This window comes from Vibrio sp. Of14-4 (genome assembly GCF_022347625.1).
In the GTDB taxonomy this organism is placed as follows: Bacteria; Pseudomonadota; Gammaproteobacteria; order Enterobacterales; family Vibrionaceae; genus Vibrio; species Vibrio pristinus.
Window position 1 is genome coordinate 53,734 of sequence record NZ_JAKRGI010000015.1, and the last position, 12,640, is coordinate 66,373.

12 protein-coding genes are annotated in these 12,640 nt (G+C 39.0%); 8 read left to right on the forward strand and 4 right to left on the reverse strand.

All coding sequences use genetic code 11. The features are described 5' to 3' along the window. Positions 1 to 40: 40 nt before the first annotated feature. The 3 genes from MHN79_RS14845 to MHN79_RS14855 form a co-directional block, all read right to left on the reverse strand. Positions 41 to 781, reverse strand: coding sequence for a MipA/OmpV family protein (locus MHN79_RS14845; protein WP_239173517.1), 741 nt, complete (start codon positions 779 to 781; stop codon positions 41 to 43). Between the two features lie 155 nt (positions 782 to 936). Continuing rightward, entirely contained in the window at positions 937 to 2,070 is a 1,134-nt protein-coding gene (gene msrB / locus MHN79_RS14850; RefSeq protein ID WP_239173518.1) for a peptide-methionine (R)-S-oxide reductase MsrB, read from the reverse strand. A 147-nt stretch (positions 2,071 to 2,217) separates the two neighbouring features. Continuing rightward, on the reverse strand, positions 2,218 to 3,423 hold the full coding sequence (locus MHN79_RS14855; RefSeq protein WP_239173519.1) for an aromatic amino acid transport family protein: 1,206 nt from the start codon (positions 3,421 to 3,423) through the stop codon (positions 2,218 to 2,220). A gap of 562 nt (positions 3,424 to 3,985) precedes the next feature. Between MHN79_RS14855 and MHN79_RS14860 the strand changes: the two genes are divergently transcribed. From MHN79_RS14860 to MHN79_RS14885, 6 genes are all read left to right on the forward strand, one after another. Next, the gene (locus MHN79_RS14860) at positions 3,986 to 4,561 is read left to right on the forward strand and encodes an ACP phosphodiesterase (RefSeq protein ID WP_239173520.1); all 576 of its coding nucleotides are present in this window, start codon (positions 3,986 to 3,988) and stop codon (positions 4,559 to 4,561) included. A 36-nt stretch (positions 4,562 to 4,597) separates the two neighbouring features. Then, positions 4,598 to 5,869, forward strand: a complete 1,272-nt coding sequence (locus MHN79_RS14865) for a DEAD/DEAH box helicase (RefSeq protein WP_239173521.1) — start codon at positions 4,598 to 4,600, stop codon at positions 5,867 to 5,869. A 33-nt stretch (positions 5,870 to 5,902) separates the two neighbouring features. After that, positions 5,903 to 6,409, forward strand: a complete 507-nt coding sequence (locus MHN79_RS14870; RefSeq protein ID WP_239173522.1) for a GNAT family N-acetyltransferase — start codon at positions 5,903 to 5,905, stop codon at positions 6,407 to 6,409. Positions 6,410 to 6,656: 247 nt separating this feature from the next. Further along, positions 6,657 to 7,430 carry an ABC transporter substrate-binding protein gene (locus tag MHN79_RS14875; RefSeq protein ID WP_239173523.1) on the forward strand — a complete coding sequence of 258 codons (774 nt, stop codon included), beginning with the start codon at positions 6,657 to 6,659 and terminating at the stop codon, positions 7,428 to 7,430. A 153-nt stretch (positions 7,431 to 7,583) separates the two neighbouring features. Beyond that, positions 7,584 to 8,912, forward strand: a complete 1,329-nt coding sequence (locus MHN79_RS14880; RefSeq protein WP_239173524.1) for a hypothetical protein — start codon at positions 7,584 to 7,586, stop codon at positions 8,910 to 8,912. 198 nt (positions 8,913 to 9,110) lie between these two features. Continuing rightward, on the forward strand, positions 9,111 to 9,677 hold the full coding sequence (locus MHN79_RS14885) for a GNAT family N-acetyltransferase (RefSeq protein ID WP_239173525.1): 567 nt from the start codon (positions 9,111 to 9,113) through the stop codon (positions 9,675 to 9,677). Between the two features lie 78 nt (positions 9,678 to 9,755). On the opposite strand, the gene MHN79_RS14890 is transcribed toward MHN79_RS14885, so the two are convergent. Beyond that, entirely contained in the window at positions 9,756 to 10,649 is an 894-nt protein-coding gene (locus tag MHN79_RS14890; protein WP_239173526.1) for a LysR family transcriptional regulator, read from the reverse strand. Between the two features lie 145 nt (positions 10,650 to 10,794). On the opposite strand from MHN79_RS14890, the gene accD reads away from it, so the two are divergent. Then, a complete protein-coding gene (gene accD / locus MHN79_RS14895; RefSeq protein ID WP_239173527.1) occupies positions 10,795 to 11,664 on the forward strand; it encodes an acetyl-CoA carboxylase, carboxyltransferase subunit beta in 870 nt (289 codons plus the stop codon). A gap of 425 nt (positions 11,665 to 12,089) precedes the next feature. Beyond that, a complete protein-coding gene (locus MHN79_RS14900) occupies positions 12,090 to 12,617 on the forward strand; it encodes a hypothetical protein (protein ID WP_239173528.1) in 528 nt (175 codons plus the stop codon). Positions 12,618 to 12,640: the final 23 nt, after the last annotated feature.

Sequence of the window (12,640 nt, forward strand, 5' to 3'; positions counted from 1 at the left end):
ATAAGACTTTCTTATCGAAAGTCTTATATTCTGAATTCTGCTAATCGGTAAATTTGTAGCTTATCCCGATACTGAAAGACCAACCGAGATCATTCTGGATCAAAGGGCTGCTTGAATCATGATGTTCAAACTCTAGTTTGGTCAGAATCATCCACTGCGAGCTTATGTCATATAAGCCAATTACGCCTGTCTGGTATACCCAAGTGTCATCGGCATCGAATTGTTTAAGGTTTGAATTCAAAGACTCTACATTTGAAACAGAATATAAATGACGAGACAGCTTTTTGTCTCTATAGTCGACTTCAAAATAGGGCGTTAATGAAAACGCATCGAAAGGTAATGGTAGGGTTTTACCAAGATGAAGTTGTACTTCATAGCCATTGTGCTCAGTGGTCACGTCATGAAGATAGGTCAGTCTAGCTCCTACACTACCCAGTGTTATGCCAAGCTCTCCGTTTCCATCACGATCTTGGATGCCATTTGGAATGTCATCAAATTGAGAGTCAACCTCGGCAAACCGCCAATGACCCGTTAATCCTACATATGGCAAAACGGAAACGTTGACTAAGCTACCATCAATAAAACCATATTCGCCGTTATAGAAAAGATTGGGTTCAACAGAAAAACTACCTTTTTGATCGTTTGAAAAAACGGACTCGCCAAAAGCACCACTTAATCCGATAAAGCCAAAATCATTATTTTGGTCTTCTTGTGCTGCCACATTGAGAGAAAAAGCACTTAAGCAAAAAAAATAAAGGGTGCAGTGTGATTGAATATACATAAGATTCTCCTTGTTCCTAACAAAAAGAACGCTCATTTTCAAAAAAGATTACAACTCACTATATAGCCAATGTATAGAATTTATAATTCTATCATAAAGAAAAATTAAGCCACCCTAAATCGGATGGCTTGGCTTATTCTTTAAAAAATTATCTTTTAGCTATCAAATAAATACAGGTACTCGCCATAACCTTGTTGCTCTAATTCTTCCTTGGGAATGAACTTCATTGCTGCTGAGTTCATACAATAACGCAATCCTGTTGGGGCAGGGCCGTCTTTAAATACGTGACCTAAATGAGAGTCCGCAAAGCGGCTTCGAACCTCGGTCCTTGGGTAAACAAGGTAGTAATCGGTTTTAGTCACTATATATCCCTCGTTAATCGGTTTGGTAAAGCTCGGCCACCCTGTACCTGATTTGTATTTATCAGTTGAAGAGAATAGCGGCTCGCCAGAGACTATATCAACGTAGATGCCTTCTTGTTTGTTATCCCAATATTTATTATTGAACGCTTTCTCAGTACCTTCTTTCTGTGTTACGTAGTACTGCAGACTGGTTAGCTTGTCTTTAATTTCTTTATCCGATGGTTTCTTATACGGCTTCACGTTGGCAACGGCGTTATGTTCATCAATCAATTGACGCAGTGTTTTAGGGTTTTTCTCTCTGTCATCACCAAAGATATCATTTAGATACTGATCTCGCCCTGATGCATAGCGATAGTAGTTATAACGAATTTTGTTATGTTTGTAATAGTCTTGGTGGTAGGCCTCTGCTGGCCAGAATTTAGAGAACTTGATCAATTCCGTTTTGAGTGGTTTTTTAAAGATTCCAAGGCTTTCAATTTCATCCATAAAATCTCTCGCAGTCTGCTTTTGCTCATCGTTATGATAAAAAATCGCTGGGCGATATTGAGGGCCTCGGTCAACAAAGGACCCTTTGTTGTCTGTTGGGTCTATATGACGAAAGAACTGATCGAGCACTTGTTCGTAGCTGACAGTGTTTGGGTCAAATTTCACTTCAATGACTTCAATATGCCCTGATTTACCAGAAGATACCTGTTTGTATGTCGGATTTTCCAGCTCACCACCTGAGTAGCCGGACACTACATCGATAACACCATCAAGCTTTTCTAGATCAGACTCAGTGCACCAGAAGCAGCCTCCCGCTAGAGTCGCTATTTCATAATCAGAAGCACTTTTAGTGTTTACTTCCGTTTTAGCAGCGCCTAAAAATGACGCTAGGGCTGCCGTTAGAGCAAGGGCAGAAAGGACTATCTTCGACTTAACTTTCATATCAACCTCTTCGAATACTTTGTCTTTGACTAATAAGAAAGGTCAGGGCAAGAAAAAATTGCATTTAATATGACTTTTTAACAATACGAGTCATAGGGTACAAAAAAGGCAACCTAAGGCTGCCTGTATTTGATTGAGATTATTGGGCTAGCCCAAAGAGGGGAGAACGCCAGTAGTAATTAGGATTTGAGCGGTAATTATCACTAATCCGACTGACCCACTAATCATCAGTCCTAGATTACCGCCAATAACCTGATATGTTTCCTGATTGTTTTGACTCACACGGGCTTTTTTAACCATCAATACAGGAAGAAAAATGGCGAGTACCGCGAGAGATATGGCAGCGTAACCCAAGGCCATAATAAAGCCTTGTGGGTAAAACAGAGCGAACCCCATAGGTGGCAAGAAGGTTATTGCGCCTATGATAACGCGGTTGGATGACTCTTTCTTTTTGTTGAAGGTGTCGCCCAAAAACTCGAATAAGCCTAAGCTAACACCCAAGAATGAAGTCAATAGAGCAAGATCTGCAAACACACCAATAGTCTGGCTTAGGTTTGACTCATGAACTTTGGTTGATAAGGTCGCAATAAGTCCACTTAAGCCTTGGTTCTCTATTAATGTATCTTGGCTGACAACCCCTAAGGTTACGATTTGCCAAAAAACATAAACGATTAAAGGAATTGAAGAGCCTATGATGATGGCTTTTCGAAGTGATGGCGTGTTGCCATCTAGGTAATTGACGATCGCAGGAATGCTGCCATGGAAGCCAAAAGAGGTAAAAATAACCGGTATCGCAGCCACAATTAAGCCTTGCTCTATTGGCATACTGAGGAGATAAGATTCAGTAACGTTTGGTGCAAGAAAGCTAAGTGCTGTCGCCATAGCGATCAGCTTAACAGCAAATAGGACTCGGTTTACCTTATCTACGGTGCTTGTACCAATGGTTACCACTGAAGCTACGATAAAGGTAAATAAAATTGTCGATGAAGTACCGCTTAACTCAAAACCCGTAAAATAAGCTAGGCGTTGACCAAATTGAACACCACCTCCGGCTATGTAGGCTGCGCATAAAGAGTAAAAGAGAAAAAGCATAGAGAAACTGGCTACCCATTTACCTTTACTTCCCAAAAACTGTTTAGCAAGAGTGTGCAGAGTAGCACTTGAATCCGCATGTTGGTGTAACTCAACCATTAATAGAGCTGTGTATGACATCAATGCCCAAAGTGCAAACATAATAATCAGTGATGACGAAAACCCTATTCCAGCAGAAGCCAGTGGTAGAGCGAGCATTCCTGCTCCAATGGTCGTCCCGGCAATGATCAAGGTGCTGCCTAGTACTTTTGATTTCTTCATGTATTATTTTCTTTACAGTGATTTGTTATAGTTATTAACGCTTTTGTATATGACAAGTTACGTTTTATATCTTATTGAATAACGCATTTTGTAAAAAAAAGACGTTCATTTCAAGTGCTGTGTACATGTTTTTGTTCATTGGTGTAATTAATACTTTACATCATTTCACAATAAAGTGGGGTTCATCCTGCCTGGGCTGTTCAAAAACCAACCTATGGCTCAAAGCTTCTTAGCATCATTTTTTCAAAAAAATGTCATAAAGTTAGTGTAAAACGATTGGGTAGACTTTATAGTCGAGTAGAGACTTGGAAATAAGTCTTTAGAAACGATGTATACAAGGGAGGTCAGAATGAGTGACCAAATCGTAAACGATGAATGTCTTGAGTTAATAGATGCGATGGAAATAGGTTTTGCCTTGTCAGACTATGAACGGGTAACCGACGAATCGATAGATGAAGCGTTAAATTAATCATCATATATACATTCATACCAAGAAAGAGCCAGTGCAAAAGCGCTGGCTTTGTGCTTTTATGTTACTTGTCTTTTTATTTTGTAGAAACTGATGAACTATCTTGCCCATTTGCATATCGCATCGTATTGCCATTCAAGTTTACTAGGTAACTTACTTGGTGATTTCGTCAAAGGCGATCCAGCCTCTCGTTTTACCCCTTCGATAGTGCAAGGTATTAAGTTGCATCGTTATGTGGATAGCATGACAGATGCCCATGACCAAGTTAGAAACGCTAAACAATTATTTCTTGGTAAACGTAGGAGATTTTCAGGTATTGCTCTTGATATGTTTTGGGACCATTGTCTTGCATTAGAGTGGCAGCGATACCATCAGAGTAATCTGAGCGATTTTTGCCAAAAGGCAGAATATAAAGTTCGTGAAGAGTGTGACCAAGTTCTACCCGAAAGATTTATGGTTGTCACCGAGGCGATGTGGAAAGGCCGATGGTTAGAATCTTACCAAAGCATAGAAAACATACACTTCGCGTTGCAAAGGATGTCAACACGCTCACCTAGAATGGCAGAGCTAGTTTCCTGTTCTGATACGTTAGATCTGTACTATGACTGCTTGAAAAGCATTTTCCATGTTTTATATCCTGAGATACTAAACGCTTCGAAAAGATTTTGATAGAATACTAGTCCCTGTTTTATCCGGAAATCTAACATGCCTTCATTTGACCAATTAGGCTTATCTCCAACTTTCACCAAAACTCTAAACAAATTGGGGTTTAGCACTCCGACACAGATACAAGAGCAAGCAATTCCTGTTGTTATGCAAGGAAAAGACGTGCTTGCTGGAGCACAAACAGGAACAGGCAAAACAGCAGCTTTCGGGCTGCCAATACTGAATAAAATATTAGACGCTAGTGATGAGCGAGATCGGCAATCTAACGACGTACTGGCTTTGGTTGTTGTTCCGACACGAGAGTTGGCGCAGCAAGTATTCGAGAGTCTTACCGCTTATGCCGAGTCAACAAAGATAGAAATTGTCACCGCATATGGTGGAACCAGTATCAATACGCAAACTCGTAATCTTGAACATGGGTGCGATGTCCTTATTGCAACGCCAGGTCGATTACTCGACCATCTGTACTGCAAAAATATAAGCTTAAAAAAAACTAAATACTTGGTACTCGATGAAGCTGATCGTATGTTGGATATGGGCTTTATGCCTGATGTGCAACGTATTCTTAAACAGATAAATGCTAATCGTCAGACTCTATTTTTTTCAGCAACTTTTGATAAGAAGATTAAAGCTATTGCCTATCGACTGATGAATGAACCTGTTGAAGTGCAAGTCACGCCATCCAATAGCACTGCGGAAACTGTTAAGCAGATGGTATATCCTGTCGATAAAAAGCGAAAAGCTGAATTACTCGCTTATTTGATTGGTTCTCGAAACTGGCATCAGGTGCTCGTCTTTACCAAAACCAAGCAGGGTAGTGATTCTCTGGCTAAGGAACTAAAGCTAGATGGCATTGTTGCCGCATCAATCAATGGAGACAAAAGCCAAGGCGCTCGTCAAAAAGCGCTTGATGATTTTAAATCTGGCAAAGTGAGGGCATTGATAGCGACTGATGTAGCAGCTAGAGGCTTGGATATCAATCAACTAGAGCAAGTTATAAACTATGATATGCCTTATAAAGCAGAAGATTATGTTCACCGTATTGGGCGGACTGGTCGTGCAGGGTATGAAGGCATTGCTATTTCTCTGATGAGTAAAGATGAGGAGTATCTACTTGCCGCAATAGAAAGGCTTTTAGATACTCGTTTGCCGCAAGAATGGCTACAAGGTTTTGAGCCTAGCTTGCAAGACACGGGAGACAATGAGCTGAAACAAACTAAGCGCAGCAAAAGCCGTTCTGCGGAGAAGCGAAAACTTAAGGCTCAAATGAAAATTCATTCTAATAGAGGAAAGAAGAAGCCAAATAAATAAAACGGCTCGTTGTGATACATCAAAGGACTTGATATGCGTTTAGAACTATTGTCAAAAAAGCATGATAAGAAACTACTTGAGTTTGAACTTGAGAATAGAGACTGGTTCGAGTCAATGATCCCTCCTAGAGAGCCTGAGTTCTATTCTTTACAGGGAGTCACAGAGCATATCCAATTATTTCTGTTAGAGCATCAAGTAAGAACTTTAATCCCAATGTTAATTATTGATGATAAAGGGAACTTAGTCGGAAGGATCAATGTATCTAACATAGACAGCAATAAAAATCAGGCACATATTGGTTATCGCGTCGGTCAAGCGTTCACAAATCGTGGAATCGCCAAATATGCGGTGACTAATATGGTGCGAATAGTAGAAAAGTTTGGCCTTAAAGAGCTACTAGCCTATGCCTCAACAGGAAATATTGCATCGCAAAGAGTACTCAAGACCAACGGCTTTAAAGCCCACAAATTGGTATCAAACTACGCTGAATTGCATGGTGTTCCGATTGACTGTATCGAATTTAAGTTATGCCTGAGTTAGTAAAGCAAGCTAGGATATTGGTTTACATTCTAAAAAATTGCATTCCTAGATAGGGCTTTTCTAGGAATTTTTTTTCGCTGTGTTTTAGTGAACTAAAAATAAAAATTTTAAAAATTATAAAGTTACAAAGATTTAATGGGTTTCCATATGCTCTGTGTGGAATTTCTGGTCTTGACTTAACCTAACCATGCACTATTACTTACCGTTAGTATCTATTAATGCTGAAGGAACAGTGTTCGGAGTCACTATGAAAAAAACCTTAGCTCTACTTTGTACAGTTCTAGCCTCTACCTCAGTCTTAGCAAAAACCAATGTTACCGTTTTTGGGGATGACTCTTATCCACCATACTCTTACATTGATAGCGGTCGCATGACTGGTATATACACGGTTATTCTAGAGCGCATTTTCGAAAAAATGCCTGACTACAATGTAACCATAAAAGGTGTTCCGTGGAAACGAGGACTACTTGAGATAGAAGGTGGGAAAAATTTTGCCTTGTATCCTCCCTACAAACGTCCAAAGCAGCGTCCGTATATGGAATACGACATGTCTATATTGGATGAAAAGCTTGTTGTAGTGTGCCAAAAATCTGTTCTTAGCTCCCCAAGACCTAACTGGCCTGGTGACTATATGGGATTGACTATTGGTAATAACTCAGGATTTTCTGCAGGCGGAGATGAATTCAAAGCTGCTGTTAAAGCTGGAAAGATAAAACTCAGTGAGACGAAAGGAACGCCTAAGAACTTACTTAAACTTATTGCTGGGCGTGTGGATTGTTACATGAACGACGCCCTATCGATACAGTGGGAACTCAAAAAGCTTCAGAAGGAAGGCAAGTATAACGGCTCGACTATTGTAGAAGGTGCGACAATTAGTTCAGAGCAAGGCTTCCTAGGATTTGCTACCAAAGGCGATAAATTCCCATTCAAAGATGATTTCAAGTCACAGTACCACAAAATTCTTTCTGAAATGAAAGCGAGTGGTGAAGTGGATAAAATCATTCAGGAATATGTGAAATAGTGTAAGAGTTTGCACAGACAAGCGGGAGTTAATCTCCCGCTTTTTTTACTTAGATTTCTTTATTTTGTTTATTGTTAATAAACCATTCTTACTGACTATTATTCAACTAAACTTTGTATTGAAATTAAATTTTTTCAGTTGTAGGAATTTAATATGATATATAATAAAGACTTAATCCTTCAATCTATAGACCAATATAATAATTCAAATGGGAAGGGGGCTGAAAGAAGCCGAATGAGTGATTGGTTGCATTTTGAAAATCATGGAAAAGTTGGTCAAGTAAGAGCGAATATATTGAAGAGTTATGTAGAGAAGTCCCAGCCTATATATGTTAGTAGTTTGATATCAGAGTATTTGTCCGCTTCTGTAAAACCAGGAACACTGAATAAAATAATAAAAGACAACAGTCAAAAAGATTGCTTTAAACATGCGAAAATTCTCAATGGCGGAAGTAATAACTCTGCTTCCTTAAGAACATACGTAAAATCTGCGCATAACAAAATAACTTCTGGAGATGCACAATATACCAAACCATATCAGAATAAGTTGCTTGAAGGAAACTCTGTACCACCAGAAAGAATGATTACCAGCGGGTTTAGTATATTTAAAAGTGATTTGAACAAGGTAAAAGACTTAAATTCGTCGGCACATACAGTTACTATGTATCAGCATAAAAGTACAAACGACATGTACTTTGGAAAGTCTTTAACTGATGGTAGTGAAGAAAAAATCAATGCTTTATCAGAAATTTTGTACTCTCTAATATGGCAAAAATTTATTGGTGATCGCTCTTCTAAGTCACTTATCATGCTTGATGATAGTAATCAGATTTGTGGCATTTGTTCAAAGGGGCTAAACCAGTTCAGTGAACTAAAAACGCAGCTAGGAAAAAATGGTTACCCTTCTAAACTAGGTTTACTCTCTATTGCTGTATTATCATACTTGCTTGTTGAGGATGATTTGCATACAAAAAATGTTGGTACATTTAATTATCATGGTGAGACGGTTTTTGGAAAAATAGATCATGATTATATCGTTTCAAAATTTAAAACTCATCAGTCTCATTTTAACAATGACTTCGATCTGGAGTTATTAATTGGATATCTAATGACACAGGATGTTAATTTACTTAAATTAATACTGAAAAGCCTTAGATTTTCTCCTGGTACAAAAAATAGTGCGATGCTTAATTTTGGTCATTATTTAAGAGGGATAAATGGCGGAGCAAATACAACACTGGGAAGAAAAGCAACTCGTGATTTTTATTCAAATTATGTAACCATTCATAACAAGTCTGAATGTGAGTTTTTGAAAAATAAAATAAAAACTTTGAATATCAGAGAAATGGATAAAGACTATGATAGCATTATAAAATTCGCAGCAAGATACAGTATTGTAGGTATAGATAAAATTAATGAGGTTTATTTCTTCATTAAGAACAGGATTTTAATTGCTAAGAATGAGTTATCAAGCCTAAGTTAGAGTTGTAAATAATATAGTTAATCATTACATAATGATAGACTTTCTTTTTCCGAATCGTAGATCAAAATATTGACGTTGAATTTTCGCTATGATCTGGTGCAAGGCGCTATAATCTGACTAAACTTGTCAGGTCGTACACTTTGTGTGCTTAACTGTTTCAGCCTTAATGGATTATGGACAACTTACAGGGTTTTACAGATGGAATTCAAAGTCGCTGCATATGAAGATTATGAACGTTTGGCTTCACTGCAGGCACAAAGTTGGAAAATGTTTTACCGGGGTGCTATGGAATCTAGATATTTAGATCTTGATGTTCTCGCTGAGCGCCGAGCTGTTTGGCAAACTCGCCTCATCAACCCTCCCTATAATCAACATGTTCTAATGCTTGAAGAAGGTGGATTACTTTGCGGGTTTATATGTGCATTCGGTAACCATGACTATGAAAAAGGAACAATTATTGATGCATTACACATCGATGATTATTACTTAGGAAAAGGGTTGGGCGTTAAATTAGTTGGTCATGTATCACAGTGGGTTAAGAAGCACTTCCCTAATAATGGTATTTATGTGAATGTTGTAAAAAGTAATCGCAGAGCGATTACTTTTTGTGAGCGGTTGGGGGGGCATTTTAAACAGGAAAGAACTTGGAATACACCTTGTGGTTCCCAAGTCCCAGAGCTGATTTATTCTTGGAACTCGCCCGAGGAGTTACTTGAATCAACTTCCCAACTCCAGAACAGCGCGCTTAATTTGGTTAAAGAGTAGTCTATTGTCATCGAGACTAAGTGTCTTATGTGCTAGTGAACACTGATTAGAGATCTTAGTTTGGGCTGGCACACCGCTTTAGCGATGAACATATTTCTGGAGGTGTTCGATAAATGCTCCAACTTTTTTGGCTAGATGTTTTCTTGATGAATAAAAGGCGTATAACACGAGATCTTCCGGTTCATGCTCCAAACGCAGTTCAGTGAGTAGGCCAGCATCTATTTCAGTTTGGCAAAATTCTAACGGTAATATCGCAGCACCCAAACCTGAAATTGCACCTTGCTTAGCAAGCTTACCACTGTTGACTCGAAAATTAGACTGGACTCTCTGGGTGACAGTTTGCCCTTTTTGATATTTAAAGACCCAAGGTGTGCCATTTAATACAGAAAATGTACTAATACATGGAAAATGGTTTAAGTCACTTAACTTCTTTGGTTTTCGATAAGTCTGTAAGAGTTTAGGTGCTGCAACCACAGTACTAGTCCAGCAATTAATCTCTCTTGCTATCCAACTACTGTCTGGCAAGCTGCCCCTATGGAAACTGAGGAAAACATCGAACCCGTTCAGCAAATCTTGGTTAGGGGCTAAGTTTGTGTCACAGCACAGTGAAATTGATGGGTTTTCAGCGCAAAAAGATACCACAGCTTCTGCCAATTGAGGCGAATCTGGCATGAGTACTCTTAGCTGACCGAATGCATCATGGCTGTGCTCAGTCACCTTGGTTAATGCATCACTAAGCTGCAAGAGCAAGGGTTGAGTTTGTTCGTATAACTGATCTCCCGCAGGAGTGGGTGAGGTTTTACGAGTGGTTCTATTAAATAGTCGCGTGTGAAGCGTGTTTTCAAGTAAACCAATATGACGGCTAACATTAGATGTCGGTAATCCAAGAAACTCAGAGGCTTTTTTAAAACTATTGTTCTCATAAACACAGTGAAAGCTTTTTAGCCACTGCTGTTCAACCTTTTCTATCATCTCTAATTGTCCCATTTTTTGAGATTATAAATTTAAAAATAGCGACTTTATTACTTAAATTTGCTCGATACAATCCTTTTACCATGTCTGCGTGCCAAGAAGATACTGGCAGTTATTAACTGAAAATAGATGAGCGAAGATAACAATGAGCTGGTTAGAGAAATTAATACCAAGTAATAATATAATTAAAGGACGCAAGGCCGAGATACCAGACGGTGTATGGATGCAATGTCCCAACTGTGCTAAGACATTATATAAAGCGTTTGTTGAACAAAATTTGTATGTATGCCCAGAGTGTACACACCATATGAGGATGCCTGCTCGTGAGCGATTGACATCTTTCTTAGATCAAGGCGAATTAATGGAAATGGGAGGTGATATAAAGCCCAGAGATATCGTTGGATTTAAAGATGTTAAGCCGTACAAAGAGCGTCTAAAAGTCGCCCAAAAACAGACCGGCGAGAAGGATGCACTGATCGTATTAAAAGGTGAGTTGTATGGGTTACCTATTGTCACTTGTGCTTTTGAATTTTCATTTATGGCGGGATCAATGGGGTCGGTGGTAGGGGCTCGGTTTGTTGCCGCTGTTGAAACAGCAATAGCCGAGAAGTGTGGACTGGTATGTTTTTCAGCGTGTGGCGGGGCACGAATGCAAGAGTCTTTGATGTCACTACTACAAATGTCAAAAACCAGTGCGGCTTTGGGGCGCTTATCTGATTTGAGGCTGCCTTATATATCGGTTTTAACAGACCAGACCTTTGGTGGGGTATCGGCAAGTCTAGCCATGTTAGGAGACGTTAATATTGCCGAGCCAAAGGCAAGAATTGGATTCGCTGGCCGGCGGGTTATTGAGCAAACGGTTCGCCAGCAATTGCCCGATGAATTCCAGCGCAGTGAGTTTTTATTAGAACATGGCGCTATCGATATGATTGTGGACAGGCGAGAGATGCGAGAAAAGGTCGCGAGTCTACTATCTAAGCTAATCAATCAGCCACTTGTAAAGCGCCAACAATAAAGAAAATTTATTGGCGACTTACCAAATTTATTTATCTAGTAAATAATGCTATTAGCGATCACTTTATTTTCATAACCCATCAAACATAACCGTGTAAATAATTGATTGTATAATAACCGGCTTAAGTTCAATTTTTACACGCGAGCTGACCATTCAAATTAGTTAACATGCTTAAATTTTGGCACTTGACTACTCTAAGTTAAAAACTTGGCAATCTATTTTAAATTGCTTGTAATTTTAAGTTATTGATAGTATTGTATTTTTAGTTTTTTTTATATAAATCATATTAGATCATGAATGTTTTTTTTGAAAAATTAATATATGGGCCTATCATCTGCGCGGTTCAGGGGATTGACATAACGCTTTTTAGCATAAGCCGTTTTCAATCCCCTCTTTATTTAGAGTAAAAATTCTTTGGAGTATCAATGAAACTCACAAAATTAAGTGTGTTATTTTCGTCGTTGTATTTTGGTTTAGTGGGGAGTAGTTACTCTTCTGATTCGGCAGTTATGACATTTACCGAGACCGTTAATCCTGTTTGTGGGTTTGAAGTTGATAGTACAGCAGCTGGTTCGATCCTTTTTAAAGGCGAAGAGGAATCACGTGAAGATGAAGATTTTGTTACTTTTACGCCGTACAGCAACAACAGTGGACAACAAACTCTCGAACTAACCTTAGATAGACTTGTTTCTACTAATCTGAGCGTCACATCAGGTTCAGGCTCAGCGTCAGCCATAGGTGATAGTCTTAAACTTTGGATTGGAGAAGCTGTTTCCGCAGAATCTACCGCAGCTTTTGGACATGATGGTGCAAAGAGGCAAGGTGAAAAAATTACTGTAGTTCACGGAACATCAATGTCTGCTATTGCGGCTGTTGACCATAAAAGTTCAGAAATTGAGCACACAGGTTCCAATGCGACAGTGACTGCAACTATTCGTCTAGCATGTAAGTAGAACATTCCTGAATAGCTAATTAA